A 17229-nucleotide genomic window follows, 5' to 3' on the forward strand; every position below is an offset into this window, starting at 1 on the left:
ACGGCTGTGCATGGAAGTAGGGTGGGGACTCGTCCCCACCGCTATGCCATCAACACAAAAACCGGTGGGTTCGAGCCGTACGCGGACCGACCCACCCTACGTCAACGAGCAGGGCGCAAACAAAAAGGAAGCGCAAGCGCTTCCTTTTTCGACATCACATCGGCCGCACTGAGCGGCATTGCTGCCAGCCCAGCCCGACGATTTACACACCCCAGAGAATATCGCACTGCTGGTCGCGTGCTGCACGCAGCATTTCCAGCATCGGATAAGCACGGGTCGAGAAGCTGACCAGTTCGGCCTGCTCATGCTCGGGATCGTCCTCGTCCACGCGGTGGGCCTTGATGTCCCGCTCCACTTCGTCGGTGGAAGGGTGCTTGCGGCTTTCTTCGATCTCGTGCTCGAGCAGCTGGACGGCGCGGGTTGCCTCTTCGGAGGTGATGACGCCGATGTCCGGCTCCTTGTGCAGGAGGTCGAGGATGCGCTTGGCGTGCTCCTGATACATCATCACATCAGGATAAGCTTTGCTTTTAAAAGTGATTAACATATGCGTTCTCTTATTGTTTGGCTTCGTAACTAAACGATAACACGTCTGCCCAAAATGGGTCATCCCGCGCGCGTCCGCTAGTGCGGACGGCGGCGGAAGATCCAGGCCAGCAGGGGCATGCCCAGGGCGACTGCGCCGGCGGCGCCGATGCCGGCGGCCAGGCCGATACCAGTGTGCGCCTGGCTCGCCGCGTAAGGCAACATGAACGCCAGCGCACCCCAGCTGAACAGGTGGCTGAGCTCGAAGATGGCACTGGCGCCGTTGCCCTGTGCGCGCCGTGCCAGGGCGCTGCGCTCTCCAGGCTTGCCGGTCCACATGACAATCAGCGTCGAACCAAGGGTGACGCCACAGATGGTAAATGCGGCCAGCAGGCCGCTGACCGGTGCGCGCCAGGTCAGCCACAGTACCGGCACGCAGATCAGGGCCAGTACCGGGCCGATCGCCGCCGCCAGCTTGGCACGGCGCACCATGCGCGCGTTGGCCGGAGACGATTGCAGCAGGTCCGGCGCCTCCTCCGACAGCAGGACGATCCAGGCCAGCGACGAACTCAACGAGCCGCACAGCAGCGTCAGGCCGGTGCCGACCGCGAGGGCCGGCGCGCCGTCTTTCCTGAAAACGAGGAACAGCACAGGAATCAGGTAGAGCAGCTGTAACAGCACCTGGGAAATCAATTGCGGATCGCGCAGGATGAGGCGCCATTCCTTCCTGATCAAGGTCGACGCAAGACCTTTGTGGAAACGGAAGCGCAAGGCGCCTGCCGGCCGCCGCGACGTCTTCGCGACTCCGCCAGTCAGCTGCAGGCCGCGGGTAAAGCTGCGGTGCGTCAGCCCCACCGTCAAGGCAAACGCCAGCAGCGCCACCACGCCCACAGTCGTGGCTGCCAGCGGATCGCCCAGCAGTGCCCGGCCCGGTAGCCAGACGAGACTGTCCGCACTGATCGCCGCGCTGCTCCTGGCTGCACGCACCAGGATGCCTTCACTTGCGCCGGTCTGCACCGCCAGGTTCGGCAACTGCGACAGGATGAACAGGGCGGCACCCGCCAGCGCGCCCAGCACCTGCGCAACCACCCGCGTGCGGCGCGCGCCCAGCCAGCGCACCAACGCCAGCGTCAGCAGCATAGCAGCGGCCGAGGCGATCGCCGCCATGCCGAGCAGCACCGGATACAGCGCCAACCAGCGTGGGTGTCCTTGCAGCACACCCACGTGCGCCAGCGGCGCCAGGAAGAACAGGTAGATCAAGGCGACGCCCAGGACGACGCCGGCCAGGCGGACCGTGAAAATACTGCGCGAGGGCAGGGGCGAGGACAGCAGCAAGTCCATGTCGCCACGGTCGAACAAGACCTCGACACTGGACTTCAGCGCACTCGACAGCATGAACGTGAACGTGGCCACCAGCAGCACGCTGGCCGCCAGCACCAATTGCCGGGGCAGGTCGCCGTCTCCGCCGGATAGCTTGCCGACCACGTACCAGGCCCCGGCATGCACCATCAACCACACCAGCAGCCAGACCCCCACCAGCTTCCAGTGGAAGCCGCGCGGCTCCTTGCCGCTCTTCGATGACAGCGTGGTGTACCAGAACATGCGTACTTCGTGACGCAGCAGCCAGAGTGCGCTGCCCGGTCGGGCGTTCACGCTTGCCCCGTCAGTTGCAGGAACATGTCTTCGAGCGTGTCCGCGTCTGTCTCCTGGCGCAATTGATCGAGCGTGCCCTGGGCGATCAGGCGGCCATGCTGGATGATGCCGATGCGCTGGGCCAGGCGCTCCGCCACTTCCAGGATATGGGTGGTCAGGATGACCGTGCCGCCCTTGGCGACATGGGACAGCAGCAAGTCCTTGACCTGGCGCGAGGCGCCGGCGTCCAGGCCGGTCAGCGGCTCGTCCAGGATCAGCAATTGCGGTTCGTGGATCAGCGCGCCGGCCAGGGCCAGCTTCTGCTTCATGCCGCGCGAAAAGCCTTCGGTCAGCTCGTGCGCATGCTTCGTCAAGTCCAGCCAGTCGAGCAGCTGGCGTGCACGCGGCTCGGCCGTGGCGCCATTCACGCCCCACAGCCCGGCAACGAACTCCAGGTACTCGGTCGGCTTGAGCTTCCCGTACAGCATGGGATCATCCGGCAGGTAAGCCATGCTGCGCTTGGCGCCGGCCGGGTCGCGCGCCAGGTCGATGCCGTTGACTTCGATGCGGCCCTCGTCCGGCGCCAGCAGCCCGGACACCATGCGCAAGGTCGTGGTCTTGCCGGCGCCGTTCGGACCCAGCAGTGCGTAGAGCTCGCCGCGCGCAATCGTGAGGTCGAGACCGTCGACGGCGGGCCGGGCGAACTGCTTGCGCAGGCCGGAGACCAGCAGGGAAGGCGATTCCATTTTCATAGCAGCGTGAAGGACTTCATGAATTGTTCGGATTGCTCGGCCGGGACGGCCTTGTCCTTGCCCAGCACAATGACCTGGTAGAAGCGCTTGCCGCGCGATTCGAAGTGGCCGGTCAGCTTCATCGGCCCGCCGTTGCCGGAGCCGGTGGCATCGATGTCGATGCTCTTGCGCGCGTTGTCAAGGTCGCCGCTGCTGGCCGCGCTTGCGCTTTCGCGCTGGACGGTCGCGTCGATGTTGCGCAGCATGGCGGTCTTCATGGCATCGACCGCGGCCTGTGCACCCGCCGCATCCGGGGCGACGCCGGTGCCCACCGCAAACATCACGCCCTCGACCTCGGCAGCGGTCATGGTCATCTCGACCTTGACGCCGTCCAGGTCGACGCTGCGCGTGTGGCTGGCCGGCTTGGCCGGAAACATCACGCGATAGGGCGCATCCGGGCTGCTGTAGTCGCGCCAGTTGTAGGTAGGATTGCAGCCAGCCAGCAGCGTGGCTGCAAGAACGAGTGTTGTGGCAAGTTTATGTTTTTGCATGCCTTGATGGTAGCAGGGCGCCGCCACGCAGGCTACAGGCGCCGGTCGCCCGGCTCAACGCTCGCGCAGCCCGCGCCGGTAGCCGATCGCCTCGGCCATGTTTTCCGAGGTGATGGTAGGCGACCCCGTCACGTCGGCGATGGTACGCGCCACCTTCAGTACCCGGTGATAGGCCCGTGCCGACCAGTGCATCAGCGCCATGGCGCCGCGCAGGGTGCGCTCGCTGGCGTCGTCGAGTTCGCAATAGCGATCGATCTCGCGCGTGCTCAGGCGGCTGTTCACCTTGCCCTGGCGCTCCAGCTGCAGCGCATGGGCTGCAGCCACACGCGCACCGATCTCGGCCGTGCTCTCGCCGTCGGCCTGGGCGCTCATGGCCTCGGGCGCCATCGCCGCCACTTCGACCTGCATGTCGATGCGGTCGAGCAGGGGGCCGGAGATGCGGTCCTGGTAGCGCTGCGCCGTCTCGCTTGTGCAATGGCATTTGCCGGAAGGGTGACCATACCAGCCGCAAGGACAGGGATTCATGGCCGCGATCAGCTGGAAGCGGGCCGGAAAGTCGGCCTGGTTGGCGGCGCGCGAAATCGTGATGCGGCCCGACTCCAGCGGCTCACGTAATACCTCCAATACCTTGCGGTCGAACTCGGGCAGTTCGTCCAGGAAGAGGACGCCGCAATGCGCCAGCGATATTTCGCCAGGGCGCGGCACATTCCCGCCGCCGACCAGGGCCACGCCCGAGCTCGTATGGTGGGGGCTGCGGAAGGGCCGCGCCCGCCATTGCTGGGCGGAGAAACGCCCGGTGAGCGAATGCACGGCCGCCGCTTCCAGTGCCTCCTCGTCCGTCATCGGCGGCAGCAGGCCGGGAAAGCGCGAGGCCAGCATGCTCTTGCCGGCGCCTGGCGGGCCTGCGAGCAAGATCGAGTGGTTGCCAGCGGCCGCGATTTCGAGGGCGCGCTTGACGTGGATCTGGCCTTTGACGTCGGAAAAGTCGGGATAGCTCGGCGCCTGCGCCTGGCCGGGATTGCTGTAGCGCTCCAGCCGCGCGTCTTCTGCCACGGCAGAGAAGTGGGCGCACACCTGCAGCAGGGTATCGGCCGGATATACACGCGCATCGAGCACGAGTGCGGCTTCGTCGGCATTCGCTTTCGGCAGGATGAAACCGCGCCGCGCACCACGGCCGCTGCGCTGGATGGCGAAGGTCATGGCCAGCGCGCCGCGCACCGGCCGCAGCTGGCCCGATAGCGACAATTCCCCCGCGAATTCGTACTTGTCGAGCTCTTTCGAAGGAATCTGGCCGGAAGCGGCCAGGATGCCGAGCGCGATGGGCAAGTCGAAACGGCCGGATTCCTTCGGCAAGTCGGCGGGTGCGAGGTTGATGGTGATGCGCCGTGCCGGGATTTCGAAGCCGACGTTTTGCAGCGCGGCGCGCACCCGGTCCTTGGCTTCGCGCACTTCGGCATCGGGCAAGCCGACGATGGTGAAACTGGGTAGGCCATTGGCCAGGTGCACTTCAACGCTGACGGGGAGGGCTTCCATGCCGGCGAGGGCGCGGCTTCGTAACACGGCGAGACTCATGGGCTTTCCGGAGAAATGAGGACTCGCAGGATGGTGGCACCGCCTTGGCTGGCACTTGTTGAGCGCACCCAAGCGTGCGGCAGGTCGACTCAGGCGCGTGCAGGAAGCCTCAGACGTCGCGCAGGCATACCACCGGCATGGTCAGCGCGCGCTTGTCCTTGAAGAAAGCGATATCGAACAGCGCCGCCGCGCCCACCACTTCCTTGCCGAGCTGGCGCAGCAGGGCGGCAGCCGCTTCGATGGTGCCGCCGGTGGCCAGCACGTCGTCGACGATCAGCACGCGCTGGCCCTTGATGCGTTCCGGCTGGATCTCGATGGTGGCGCTGCCGTACTCGCGCTTGTAGTCGATGCTGATCGCGTGGCCGGGCAACTTGCCGGCCTTGCGCGCCATGGCGAAGCCGACCTTGTGCTCAAGGGCCAGGGCGCCGGCGATCATGAAGCCGCGTGCGTCCATGGCCAGGATGAAGTCGAAATGCAATTGATCGGTCTGCGCGTGGAGGGTGTCGATCGCGAGGCGCCAGTGCTCGGGATTGTCGAAGATGCAGCCGACGTCGATGAAATTCACGCCCGGTTCTGGGTAATCCTGGAAAAATTCCAGCGGAACGCTGTCGAAATCGTTCATGTGGGTGATAGCTCGTGGTGGTAAAGCGCGTGAGTGTACGACGATTATCGGCGGTCTGCGCAAAGGTGGCGCCGCGCTCGCCGCTGGCGCCGCCCGGCGGACACGGACAACGAGGAAATCAGGAGGCGGCCTCCGGCGCCTCCGCCGGCGGCGCGAAGGCCGGCCCTGCGAGCGCCAGCAAGTGTTCGCGCACGCCCACTGGCCAGCTTGCCACCACCTGCTCCAGGCGCGCCGCATCGCCCGCGAACAGGGCGCGCGAGGCTTCCTCGAAGCCCGGTTCGTCGCCGGCCAATTCGTGCATGAAGCGGTAGGCCGAATCGCGCGCTTCGCGCATCAGGTCGGTCTGGCGGGCATCGCGCGAGGCATGTTCCACCAGTTTGCGCAGCGCCACCGAGGCGCCGCCCGGCTGCGAGGACAGCCATTCCCAATGGCGCGGCAACAAGGTCACTTCGCGCGCCACCACGCCCAGCTTGGGACGGCCGGCGCTGCGCGGCTGCATACGCGGAATGCGTTGCAGGACGTCTTCTTCGGTGCCGGTGAAATTGATCTCGACCGGGCGGCTGGTGACCAGGTCGAGAATCGCGATGGAGCGTTCGGTTCCGCTGTCGAGCGCGCGCTTGACGGCGCTGACGACCTCGGTGAGTGGTCCCTTGGCCAGCAGCTCGGTGCCAAGAAAGGCGATGCAGTGAGAGGGCAGCATGACTTCTCCAATGGAAGAAAATGCACGGAGGTGTGCATGCCGCAGATATTACCCGGATAAAAACGGGAGCGCAATAACACCCGGGTGAAATTGTCGAGCTTGTCTAAGCTTGGCGGCTTAGAACCTATCCCAGTAGGGAGGAGGAAGTTGCTGGCGATGACTGGGAAGCGCGGGCTAGGCGCGAGGACGCCGCATGGCGAGCCACGGGTTTGCCAACTGCGGGACGAGCAACGCCGCCCCCGCTTTCCAGGCGCGTCAGCAACGACTCATTCCCTACTGGGATAGGTTCTTAGTTGTCGAGCATGCGCGACACCTGGTCGGTAATGTCCAGCGCCGGCCGATGCCAGACGGTGCGGGTCAGCACCAGGTCGACGCCCTGTTGCGCGCGCAGCGACGCGATGATGGCGCTGATGCGCTCCGCCATGCGGCTGCGTTCTTCCATCCTGCGCTCGAACAGGTCTTCCTGCAGCACGGCCTGGTCGCGCCGCACCGCGCGTTCGAGGTCGCCGATTTCGCGCGAGCGCTCCAGGTGTTCGCGGTCCGACAACTGCGGGGCGTCGTGCGCCAGCTTCTCGGACAAGTCGCGCAGGCGGCGCACCTCGGCCTGGATCTGCTGGCGGCGCGGCGCGAATTCGGCGTCGATCCTCGCCGCCACCGCCTGGGCGCGCGGGGACTCGCTGAGCAGGCGCTCGACGTTCACGACCGCGATGCGCGCGCCGCGGCTGCCGTCTTGCGCCGCAGCCGGCAGCGGCGTCACGCCGATGAGCGCCAGGCACAGCCAGCCCGCTGCCAGGTATGTCGAATAGGTTTTCAAGCTTGTTCCTCTGCAGCCCTGGCGCTTGCCGGGACGGGACGAATGGAAGGGTTGTCGTTCGAGTCTACGCCATCCGGCGTCCACATGAGCGCGGAGGCGTCATCCGCGTTCTTCACTGCCAGCGCGGCCGTCGCCTGCGCCGTCTCCCAGGCGCGCAGCTCGTGCGCCAGGCCGGCAAGGCCGTCCGCGCGGCAGCGGCGCACCAGGTCTTCCTGGGTGTACAGGCGGTAGGTGTCGGCCAGGCGGTTGAAGCCGTCGCTCATGGCCAGCACGGCGCTGCCGCGCGGCAGATGCAGGTTGGCGGTGCGCGCCTTGAGCGGTCCTTGCGGCGCCAGGCACAGGACAGTCGGCGCGGGCGATGCATGCTGGTCCTCGCGCCGCGCACGCAGCAGCGGCAGCAGGCGGGTCCGGCGCACCGCCGGGTCGTGCACGCCTTCCTGCGCCAGCGCCGCCACCGCATCCTGCACCACGGTCTCGAAGGGGTTCACGTAGGGATCGAGGTCGGTCACCACCCCATCGGCGTCGATGCCGAAGGCCTTGCAGTCGCCCAGGCAGTACAGCGATGCGGATACCTGGCCGCCGCCGTCGCGCAGGCGGATCCAGGTGAGGGCAGCAAGCGGATAGGCGTACAGCGGCACATCGCGGCCGGCCGTTCGCGCGCGGTAATCGCGCCGCACGTCCTCGATCGCCAGCTGTACGCTGTCGGCCTGGGAGCGCGCGGCGTCGAGCACGCGGCCGAGCGCGGCGGCAAAGGCCTGCACGAACCAGGCGACATCGCCCTGCTGCTCGTCGGCGTAGTCGAGGTCGGCCACCGAGGTCGCGCCGTCGAGGACGAGGAGGTCGGTGACGCCGTCGTGTTCGAAGACGGCCACGAGGTCTTCATTGATGCCGTTGCCGGGTGCGCAGGAAATTCGCTCGATTGCCATTCAGGTCGTTCATTAGCTGGATAGCACAATGGTAACACCGCACCAGCCCGCCAGAACCCCGTGCCCGCGATATTCCTCAGCCGCATTCCCCCACATACTGGCAATTCTCGCAGCGGGTGCAGCCGTCGAGCTTGCGCAGGGCGCGGGCGCCGCATTCCGGGCATTTGGCGGCGGCGTGGGATACCGGCGCTGCAGCCGGCGCCAACGCCGGCGCAACAGTCGGCGCAACAGTCGGCGCAACAGTCGGCGCAACAACCGGCACATCGCCCGCATCCATTCGCGCCGCCAGCTGACGCGCCAGCTGGGCCACCGGCACGCCATTGCCCTGGCTGTCGAGGAAGCCGCGGTTGATCAGGATCCGCTGCAGCATGAAGCCGACCGCCGCCGCTTCGGAATCGTGGAAGACCGGCACCTGCACGCCATCTTCGCGCGTGAGCGTACCGCAGCGCACCGGTCCCTTTTCCCAGACCACGTCGCGCATGTCGGCCAGGGCCTTGGCGATCGGCCCGCCGGCGCGCGCCAGCATCGACAGCAAGCGCATCGAGGAGGTGATCCATTGCTGCCCATCGGTACGCTGGCCGGCCGGCATGAAGAATTCGAAAGGCCGCTCGATGATCACCGGTTCGCCGTCGACAGTGCCTTCCACGCGGATGAAGCTGACCGTCAGGTAGAACGTCTTGCGGCCTTCCTGGGTGGAGTATTCGACCTTCGAGGTCACCGAATCGAGTTCTCCCAGCGGGCGGTTGTCGAAGCGCTTGCGCAGCGGGTCCTCCTCCAGCAGGGCTGGCGCTTCTTCCCGCGAGCTCGCCCCGAGCACCTGGCCGAGCACCGCGTTCGGCCGATAGGTGGCCAGCCCTTTCAGCCCCGCGCGCCAGGCCTCGCTGTACAGGTCGCGGAAGTCGTCGTACGGATAATCGGCCGGCACGTTCACCGTCTTCGAGATCGCGGTGTCGACGAAGGGCTGCACCGCTTCCAGCATGCGCAGGTGGTCGTCGGCGCGCATTTCCAGCGCGGTGACGAACTGCGGCGGCAGCGGTTCCGGTTCCGGATGGCGGCGCCGGTACAGGCGCCAGGCGTGGTCCTCGACCGCATACGCGCGCATCGTATTGTCGGGCATGCGCTTCCTGCGTTCGTAGGTCCAGGAATAGGGGGGCTCGATGCCGTTCGAGGCATTGTCGGCAAAGGCCAGCGAGATGGTGCCGGTGGGCGCGATCGACAGCAGGTGCGAGTTGCGGATGCCGTGGGTGCGGATGGCCGCGCGCAGCGTCTCGGGCAGGCGCCCGACGAAATTCCCTTCCAGGTAGCGCGCCGCATCGAACAGGGGAAAGGCGCCTTTTTCGCGCGCCAGTTCGATCGAGGCGGCATACGCGGCGTCGCGCAGGGCTTCGGCGATGCGCGCGGCCATGGCGCGGCCCTCGTGGGTATCGTAGCGCAGGCCCAGCATCACGAGGGCGCTGCCCAGGCCGAGGAAACCAAGGCCGATGCGGCGCTTGGCGCGCGCCTCCGCCGCCTGTTGTGGCAGCGGCCATTCGGTGGCGTCGAGCACCAGGTCGAGCATGCGCACGGCAAGCGTCGCCACCTCGCGCAGGCGCGCGAAATCGAAGCCGGCATCGGAGGTAAAAGGCTGCTCGACGAAGCAGGTGAGGTTCAGCGAGCCGAGGTCGCAGCAGCCGTAGGCGGGCAGGGGCTGTTCGCCGCAGGGATTGGTGGCGCGCAGCTGCTCGGCATACCAGAGGTTGTTTTCCTCGTTCATGCGGTCGATGAAGAGTACGCCCGGCTCGGCGTGGTCGTAGGTCGACAGCATGATCTTGTCCCAGAGCGCGCGGGCTGGCAGTTCGCGGTAGACCCACAGGCCGTCGGCGCGCTGGTGGGCGCCGGCAGGGTCGCCCGGCGCGGCGCGGTGCACCAGCGCGAAGCTGGCGTCGGCCTCCAGCGCGCGCATGAAGGCATCGGTCACGCCGACCGAGATATTGAAGTTCGACAGGCCGCCTCCGTCCTTGGCGGCGATGAAGCGTTCGATGTCGGGATGGTCGATGCGCAGCACGCCCATTTGCGCACCGCGGCGGGCGCCGGCCGATTCGACCGTCTTGCAGGAGGCGTCGAAGAGTTCCATGTACGACACCGGCCCGGACGCGCGCGATTGCGTGCCGCGTACCAGGCTGCCGTAGGGGCGGATGGCGCTGAAGTCGTAGCCGACGCCGCCGCCGCGGCGCATGGTTTCGGCAGCTTCCGAGAGGGCGGTGTAGATGCCGGGCAGGCCGTCTTCGAACCCGGTGACGGAATCGCCGACCGGCTGCACGAAGCAGTTGATGAGGGTGGCCTTGATGTGCAGGCCGGCGGCGGAGTTGATGCGCCCGCCCGGGACGAAGCCCTGTTCTTGCGCCCAGAGGAAGCGTGCGGCCCACGCGTCTTGCTGCTCGGGCGCTTCGCGCGCCGCCAGCGCATGGGCCACGCGCCGGCGCACGTCGGCGATGGTGGATTCATCGCCCTTCGCGTACTTCTCGCGCAGCACGTCGATCGATACCTCCTGGGGAGGCAGTACCGTGCCGAGCAGTTTGTCGTTCGCATTCATGTCGCTTCCTCCGTGGTCGGCTTCCATGAATGCGGAAGCGGTCAGACTTTCGGCGCCTGCTCCGTCAGGCGCGCTTCCAGCTCGGCCACGCGCAGTTCGAGTGCTTCGAGCTTGGCGCGGGTCTTGGCCAATACCTGGGCCTGGATATCGAATTCCTCGCGGGTCACCAGGTCGAGCTTGGAAAAGCCCTGGGTCATCATGGCCTTGACGTTGCGTTCGATGTCCTTGGCCGGCGAGCTTTCGATGGCCTGGTTGATCTTGCCCTGCAAATCATTGAAAAAATTGTTCATTTCAGTCAGTCCTAGTGTTCCGGCCGTTGCACCAAGGTGGTGCGATTTTTACAAAATGGCCTGCTTTGGTGCGTCCTGGCGTGCTGCACAACGGCAGTGCGCCTGTTTGTGATTATTGAAACCCGAAGTGTGGCAGCTGTGCCGAAACTGCGGCACACGGATGCCATGTTAATACCTGGCACGCAATCTGCTAAGGGAAAGGTAAGCCGTGATCAAAAGATTGCAAGACGCAGATTGTAAACCGCATCAGAACCATTCATTCAATAACAGGGGAATCGTCATGAAAAGCAGGATCGCAGCAAGCGCGGCATTCACGTTGGTGATGGGAATCGGCAGCCTGGCCCAGGCGCAGGAACAGGCAGCACCGACGCCGGAACACCAGGTCAGCTACAACGCCACGCTCACCAGCGAATACCGCTACCGCGGCCTGGCGCAAACCCGTTTCGAGCCGGCCCTGCAGGGCGGCGCCGACTACACCCATTCGAGCGGCTTCTACGCCGGCACCTGGCTGTCGACCATCAAGTGGATCGACGATGCCGGCGGCGATTCGAACGTCGAGGTCGACCTGTACGCCGGCAAGCGCGGCCAGGTCAACGACAGCATCAGCTACGACGTCGGCGGCCTGTACTACGTCTACCCGTCGAACGGCTTGCCGACCAATGCGAATACCTTCGAGTTCTATGGCCAGCTCGGCTTCGGCCCGGCCTACATCAAGTACTCGCACGCCACCAGCAATTTGTTCGGCACCGCCGACAGCAAGGGCAGCGGCTACCTGGACATCGGCGCGAACGTCGACGTCGGCAGCGGCTTCGTGCTGAACCTGCACGCCGGGCGCCAGCGCGTGAAGAACAACGACGATTTCACCTACAACGACTTCAAGGTCGGCGTGACCAAGGACTTCGGTTTTGCCAGCGCGTCGCTGGCCTGGGTCAAGGCGAATACCGACAGCTACCTCAGCCCGCGCGGTAAGAACCTCGGCAAGTCGGCAGCCGTGCTGTCGGTCTCCAAAACTTTCTGAAAGAGGTATCACCATGAAACTGATTACCGCCATCATCAAGCCCTTCAAGCTCGACGAAGTGCGTGAGGCGCTCTCCGAAATCAACGTGCAGGGCATGACGGTGACCGAAGTAAAAGGCTTCGGCCGCCAGAAGGGCCACACCGAGCTGTATCGCGGGGCCGAGTACGTGGTCGACTTCCTCCCGAAAATCAAGATCGAGGCGGCCGTCGACGACGTGCTGGTCGACCAGGTGATCGACGCCATCCAGGGCGCCGCCCGCACCGGCAAGATCGGCGACGGCAAGATCTTCGTGTCCGACCTGAACCAGGTCATCCGTATCCGTACCGGCGAGACCGGCAACGACGCACTGTAAGGGGATTCCAATGAAATCAATAACGTCCAAACTCTTCTGCGCCGCGCTCGGCCTGGGCCTGGCCCTGCCGGCCATGGCCGCGCCCTCCATCAACAAGGGCGACACCGCCTGGATGTTCATCGCCACCATCCTCGTGATCATGATGTCGATCCCGGGCCTGGCCCTGTTCTACGGCGGCCTGGTGCGCGCCAAGAACATGCTGTCGGTGCTGCTGCAGATCTTCATGATCTTCTCGCTGATCATTGTCCTGTGGTGCCTGTACGGTTACTCGCTGGCGTTTACCGGCGGCAGCCCCTTCATCGGCGGCTTCGATCGCGCCTTCCTGAACGGCATCTATGATGCCGCCACCGGCGTGTTCAGCATGGGCGCCACCTTCAGCAAGGAAACGATGATCCCCGAGTTCATCTTCGTTGCTTTCCAGGGCACCTTTGCCGCGATTACCTGCGGCCTGATCGTCGGCGCCTTCGCCGAGCGCGCGCGCTTCTCGGCCGTGCTGGCCTTTGTCGTGATCTGGTTCACCTTCGGCTACCTGCCGATCGCCCACATGGTCTGGTTCTGGGCCGGTCCGGACGCGATCAGCGACGCCGCTTCGCTGGCCACCGTGACCGCCGACGCCGGCTGGCTGTGGCAGCAGGGCGCGCTCGACTTCGCGGGCGGCACCGTGGTGCACATCAATGCGGCAGTCGCCGGCCTGGTCGGCGCCTACGTGATCGGCAAGCGCGTCGGCTACGGCCGCGAAGCCATGGCCCCGCACTCGATGACCATGACCATGATCGGCGCCTCGCTGCTGTGGGTGGGTTGGTTCGGCTTCAACGCCGGCTCGGCGCTGGAAGCGGGCGACGTCGCCGCCCTCGCTTTCGTGAACACCCTGCTGGCCACCGCTGCCGCCACCGTCGCCTGGACCTTCGGCGAATGGGCGACCAAGGGCAAGCCATCGATGCTGGGCGCCGCTTCCGGCGCCGTCTCGGGCCTGGTGGCGATTACCCCGGCCTGCGGCTTCGTCGGTCCGATGGGCGCGCTGGTGATCGGCCTGGTGGGCGGCATCGTCTGCCTGTGGGGCGTGAACGGCCTGAAGCGCATGCTGCGCGTGGATGATTCGCTCGACGTGTTCGGCGTGCACGGTGTCGGCGGTATCGTCGGCGCACTGCTGACCGGCGTGTTCGCCGCGCCGCAACTCGGCGGCCAGGGCGTCTGGGACTACGTCACCAACAAACCATCGGCCGACGCCTACTCGATCGGCCACCAGCTGCTGGTGCAGGCCGAAGCGATCGGCATCACCATCGTCTGGTCGGCATTCGTGGCATTCGTCGCCTTCAAGCTGGTCGACATGGTGATCGGCCTGCGCGTGCCGGAAGAGCAGGAACGCGAGGGCCTGGACCTGACCAGCCACGGCGAACGCGCCTACCATTCGTGATCGGCACGAGGCTGTAACCGAAGGCGCCCTGCGGGGCGCCTTTTTTGTATGCGGAGCGGATCGGCGGAAGGCTTTAAAATGGCAAGACTGCCCCAAGATAATGGGGCTCATTGCCAAGAAGGCATTCATCAAGAAGCCAATAAGGACGTCCATTCATGGTTCCGCACCTCGCCACCGCCCTGACCGGCCCGCTACTCGACCTGGAAAAGAAAATTCTCGATGCCACGCCGGCCATCGAACGCTGGTTCCGCCTGGAATGGCAGGAGCACACGCCGCCGTTCTACTGCTCGGTAGACCTGCGCAATGCCGGCTACAAGCTGGCGCCGGTCGACACCAATCTGTTCCCGGGCGGTTTCCACCACCTGGCCAGCGAAATGCTGCCGCTCACCGTGCAGGCCGCCATGGCCGCGATCGACAAGTATTGTCCGGATGCGCGCAATTTGCTGCTGGTGCCGGAAGTCCACACGCGCAACCCGCAGTACCTGCAGAACGTCGCGCGCCTGATGCAGATCTTCCGCCAGACCGGCCTGCACGTGCGCCTGGGGTCGCTGTCGCCGGATGTCACCGAACCGACGCCGCTGGCGCTGCCCGACGGGAACATGCTGGTGGTCGAGCCGATGGTGCGTTCGGCCAACGGCCGCCGCCTGGGCCTGGCCGATTTCGATCCGTGCACGATCTTGTTGAACAACGACTTGTCGGCGGGTATTCCTTCGGTGCTGGAAAATGTCCACGAACAATCGCTGTTGCCGCCGCTGCACGCCGGCTGGGCGCTGCGCCGCAAGAGCAATCACATGAAGGCCCTGGACGAAGTCGCGAAAAAGTTCGGCAAGCTGATCGACATCGATCCCTGGATGGTGAATCCGCTGCATGCGAAGGTGAGCGATGTCGACCTGGAACACGACCAGGGCACCGAGGCGCTGGCCGATGCGGTGTCGAGCCTGCTCTCGAAGATCAAGAAGAAGTACAAGGAATACGGCATGAAGGAGCAGAAGCCCTTCGTGATCGTGAAGCCGGATGCCGGCACCTACGGCATGGGCGTGACCACGATCAAGGATGCCAGTGAAGTGCGCGACTTGTCGCTGAAGCAGCGCGCCAAGATGTCGGTCATCAAGGATGGCCTGGCGGTCACCGACCTCGTGGTGCAGGAAGGCGTGCCGACGTTTGAAAACATCGACGATGCCGTGGCCGAGCCGGTGGTGTACATGATCGACCGCTACGTCGTGGGCGGCTTCTACCGCGTGCACGCCGAACGCGGCGTCGACCAGAATCTGAATGCGCCGGGCTCGCAGTTCGTGCCGCTGGCGTTTGCCCAGCAGCACGCGGTGCCGGATCTGAAGGCCAAGCCGGGCACGGCGGCGCCGAACCGTTTCTATGTGTATGGCGTGGTGGCGCGGCTGGGCTTGCTGGCGGCATCGCTGGAGATGGAACGTACCGATCCGAATCCGGAAGTGTATTGATTCCGCGGATCGTGTCGCAATACGCAGGGGCCTTTTCGGAGGCCCCTTTTTTTATTTCTTTGGCACATGCACTCTCTACTCAGCAATAATGTCTCATTGACATGATTGGTGGGGAAGCGCATGCGTCTGCGTCGATTGGTAATGGGTTTGTGCCTGCTGCTCGCGGGCGGCCTGGTGCTGGCCTGGCTTGCCGGGAGTGAACTGGTTGCGGGCGCGCATTACGCGATCGCGCTACCCGATGGATTGCCTGCGCAAACGGTCACGTTGCCGACCGAAGCGGGGCGCACGGTCGAGGGCTGGTTCCTGCGTGGAAGCGGAAAGGGTGCGGTCTTGCTGTTGCATGGCATCCGCGCCGACCGCCGGCAAATGCTGGGGCGGGCGCGTTTTCTTCACGCGGCGGGCTATAGCGTGCTGCTGATCGACTTGCCGGGGCATGGCGCCAGCACCGCGCCGCAATTGACCTTCGGGCTGACAGAGGCGGCGGGCGTGAAGGCGGCCCTGGCTTACCTGCGGCGGCAGGCGCCGGGGCAGGGACTGGGCCTGATCGGTGTGTCGCTGGGCGCGGCGTCGTATGTGCTGTGCAAGGATTGCGGGCCGGTGGATGGGGTGGTGCTGGAATCAATGTATCCGACCATCGAGGAAGCGGTCGAGGACCGCTTGCGCATGCGGCTTGGCGCGCTGGGCGTGCCGCTGTCGAAGCTGCTGTTGTGGCAGTTGCCGCTGCGCCTGGACATCGCGCCCCGGCAGTTGCGGCCGATCGACCACATGGCCGCGATCCGGGCGCCGGCTCTGGTGGCCTCGGGCGACCGGGACATGCATACGACGCTTGCCGAGACGCGCCGGCTGTATGGCGCTGCCGCGCAGCCGAAGCAGTTGTGGGTGGTGCAGGGCGCGGTGCACCAGGATTTGCATGCGTTTGCACCGGGGCCGTACGAGGAGCGGGTGCTGCGTTTTCTCGAGACGGGTTTGCGGGGGGCGAGGGCGGTATGCGGCCGAAAAGCAGGATGATGGGTTGATCGGTCAATGATCAGTTGCTGAGATTGATCGATTGCTGGGATGATCGATTGATGATGGCTTGATTGATGATGGCTTAATTGATGCGGGTCTGTGCGGCCATCCTGGCGCTGGATGGACGCGTGGACGGCGTAGCCGCCGCGTGAGCGCGGCCTGCCAGGTGAGCCGTCCACCCTACGGCGATATGGTGATTAGGCTTTCTTTTGCACCATGTAGATAAAGTGCGAGCGCAAGGGCGGCGCCACGGTGGCCAGGGTTTCGGTGACCAGGGCCGGTAATCCGGCCAGTGCGCGGCTGATGGGCGGGGCCAGCAGCAGGGTGCGGTATTGCTGGCGTTCGCCGGGCCAGAAACTATCCAGCTCGCTGCGGGTGACGCGGCGCACGTGGGGGTTCTTCGGGTTGTTGTAGCGGAAGTCGAACACCAGGCTCCAGCCGCCGGGCCGCAAGACGCGCCACATGTCGGCCGCCAGTTGCTGGCGCACTTCCTGGTCGAGGATGGAAGAGAACACGGTATTCGCCGCAATCAGGTCGGCGCTGCCAGCGGACAGGGCCGACAGGGAACCGCAATGCCAGCGCACGCCGTTTGCGGTGCGCGGCGCGGCCAGGTCGAGCCGGTCTTGCTGGAGTTCGGTGCCGACCAGGTTGGCCGGCGTGGCGCCCCAGTCGATCAGCTGGCGCAGGAAGCCGCCGGTGCCGCAGCCCACATCGACCGCCTGCACGTTGGCCAGATCGGTGCCGACGGTGGTGGACAGCATGCGCGACAGCACCCGCGCGCGCATGGCGTGCTGCAGCACGATGTCGGGCCGGTGCCAGGCATAACGGGCCAATGCAGCGCCGCCATGCCAGCCGCGGTAGACGCGCGCAATGCGTTCCTGCTCGCGTTCCTGTTCGCTTTGCTGATTGTCGTGATGATCGAGTTGGGCATCCATGCAGCCATCGTCGCGCAGGCTAACCGCATCGGGTTTGCGCGCGCTCATGCACATGCGCGATACAGATCAATTTGCTCAGCAGCATTATGTGCCCCACAGCATTATTTTCAGCA

General features: G+C 65.5%; 17 protein-coding genes. 5 read left to right on the plus strand and 12 right to left on the minus strand.

What is annotated here, in order from left to right; translation table 11 throughout:
- Nucleotides 1–202: 202 nt before the first annotated feature.
- The 11 genes from QPK31_RS20940 to QPK31_RS20990 all read right to left on the minus strand — a co-directional run bounded on the left by QPK31_RS20940 (nucleotide 203) and on the right by QPK31_RS20990 (nucleotide 10932).
- Nucleotides 203–544 carry a DUF1840 domain-containing protein gene (locus QPK31_RS20940; RefSeq protein ID WP_290424823.1) on the minus strand — a complete coding sequence of 114 codons (342 nt, stop codon included), beginning with the start codon at nucleotides 542–544 and terminating at the stop codon, nucleotides 203–205.
- Between the two features lie 77 nt (nucleotides 545–621).
- Nucleotides 622–2175: a hypothetical protein gene (locus QPK31_RS20945; protein WP_290424824.1), complete on the minus strand. Its 1554-nt coding sequence runs from the start codon at nucleotides 2173–2175 to the stop codon at nucleotides 622–624.
- On the minus strand, nucleotides 2172–2900 hold the full coding sequence (locus QPK31_RS20950; RefSeq protein ID WP_290424825.1) for an ABC transporter ATP-binding protein: 729 nt from the start codon (nucleotides 2898–2900) through the stop codon (nucleotides 2172–2174). The genes QPK31_RS20945 and QPK31_RS20950 overlap by 4 nt, the downstream gene beginning before the upstream one ends.
- Before the next feature lie 2 nt (nucleotides 2901–2902).
- Nucleotides 2903–3436 carry a hypothetical protein gene (locus tag QPK31_RS20955; protein WP_290424826.1) on the minus strand — a complete coding sequence of 178 codons (534 nt, stop codon included), beginning with the start codon at nucleotides 3434–3436 and terminating at the stop codon, nucleotides 2903–2905.
- A 54-nt stretch (nucleotides 3437–3490) separates the two neighbouring features.
- Nucleotides 3491–5008 carry a YifB family Mg chelatase-like AAA ATPase gene (locus QPK31_RS20960; protein WP_290424827.1) on the minus strand — a complete coding sequence of 506 codons (1518 nt, stop codon included), beginning with the start codon at nucleotides 5006–5008 and terminating at the stop codon, nucleotides 3491–3493.
- A gap of 109 nt (nucleotides 5009–5117) precedes the next feature.
- Complete coding sequence (locus QPK31_RS20965) at nucleotides 5118–5630, minus strand: adenine phosphoribosyltransferase (protein ID WP_290424828.1); 513 nt, start codon at nucleotides 5628–5630, stop codon at nucleotides 5118–5120.
- Nucleotides 5631–5748: 118 nt separating this feature from the next.
- A complete protein-coding gene (locus tag QPK31_RS20970; RefSeq protein ID WP_290424829.1) occupies nucleotides 5749–6330 on the minus strand; it encodes a DUF2239 family protein in 582 nt (193 codons plus the stop codon).
- A 289-nt stretch (nucleotides 6331–6619) separates the two neighbouring features.
- On the minus strand, nucleotides 6620–7144 hold the full coding sequence (locus QPK31_RS20975; protein WP_290424830.1) for an OmpH family outer membrane protein: 525 nt from the start codon (nucleotides 7142–7144) through the stop codon (nucleotides 6620–6622).
- Nucleotides 7141–8070, minus strand: coding sequence for a protein phosphatase 2C domain-containing protein (locus QPK31_RS20980; protein ID WP_290424831.1), 930 nt, complete (start codon nucleotides 8068–8070; stop codon nucleotides 7141–7143). Before QPK31_RS20980 ends, QPK31_RS20975 begins: the two co-directional genes overlap by 4 nt.
- Nucleotides 8071–8146: 76 nt before the next feature.
- On the minus strand, nucleotides 8147–10642 hold the full coding sequence (locus QPK31_RS20985; protein WP_290424832.1) for an adenosylcobalamin-dependent ribonucleoside-diphosphate reductase: 2496 nt from the start codon (nucleotides 10640–10642) through the stop codon (nucleotides 8147–8149).
- Between the two features lie 41 nt (nucleotides 10643–10683).
- Entirely contained in the window at nucleotides 10684–10932 is a 249-nt protein-coding gene (locus QPK31_RS20990) for an accessory factor UbiK family protein (protein WP_290424833.1), read from the minus strand.
- A gap of 280 nt (nucleotides 10933–11212) precedes the next feature.
- Here QPK31_RS20990 and QPK31_RS20995 point away from each other — a divergent pair, with 280 nt between their 5' ends.
- The 5 genes from QPK31_RS20995 (at nucleotide 11213) to QPK31_RS21015 (ending at nucleotide 16181) form a co-directional block, all read left to right on the plus strand.
- Nucleotides 11213–11950 (plus strand): TorF family putative porin, encoded by a 738-nt coding sequence (locus QPK31_RS20995; protein WP_290424834.1) that lies wholly within the window; start codon nucleotides 11213–11215, stop codon nucleotides 11948–11950.
- Nucleotides 11951–11963: 13 nt separating this feature from the next.
- A complete protein-coding gene (gene glnK, locus QPK31_RS21000; protein ID WP_229438220.1) occupies nucleotides 11964–12302 on the plus strand; it encodes a P-II family nitrogen regulator in 339 nt (112 codons plus the stop codon).
- 10 nt (nucleotides 12303–12312) lie between these two features.
- Entirely contained in the window at nucleotides 12313–13716 is a 1404-nt protein-coding gene (amt, locus tag QPK31_RS21005) for an ammonium transporter (RefSeq protein ID WP_290424835.1), read from the plus strand.
- A 155-nt stretch (nucleotides 13717–13871) separates the two neighbouring features.
- Entirely contained in the window at nucleotides 13872–15173 is a 1302-nt protein-coding gene (gene gshA, locus QPK31_RS21010; RefSeq protein ID WP_290424836.1) for a glutamate--cysteine ligase, read from the plus strand.
- A gap of 120 nt (nucleotides 15174–15293) precedes the next feature.
- On the plus strand, nucleotides 15294–16181 hold the full coding sequence (locus QPK31_RS21015) for an alpha/beta hydrolase (RefSeq protein WP_290424837.1): 888 nt from the start codon (nucleotides 15294–15296) through the stop codon (nucleotides 16179–16181).
- Between the two features lie 197 nt (nucleotides 16182–16378).
- Here the strand turns inward: QPK31_RS21015 and QPK31_RS21020 are convergent, their stop codons facing one another.
- Nucleotides 16379–17164 carry a class I SAM-dependent methyltransferase gene (locus tag QPK31_RS21020; RefSeq protein ID WP_290424838.1) on the minus strand — a complete coding sequence of 262 codons (786 nt, stop codon included), beginning with the start codon at nucleotides 17162–17164 and terminating at the stop codon, nucleotides 16379–16381.
- Nucleotides 17165–17229: the final 65 nt, after the last annotated feature.

It is taken from the genome of Massilia sp. YIM B02769, from assembly GCF_030411995.1.
In the GTDB taxonomy this organism is placed as follows: domain Bacteria; phylum Pseudomonadota; class Gammaproteobacteria; order Burkholderiales; family Burkholderiaceae_D; genus Telluria.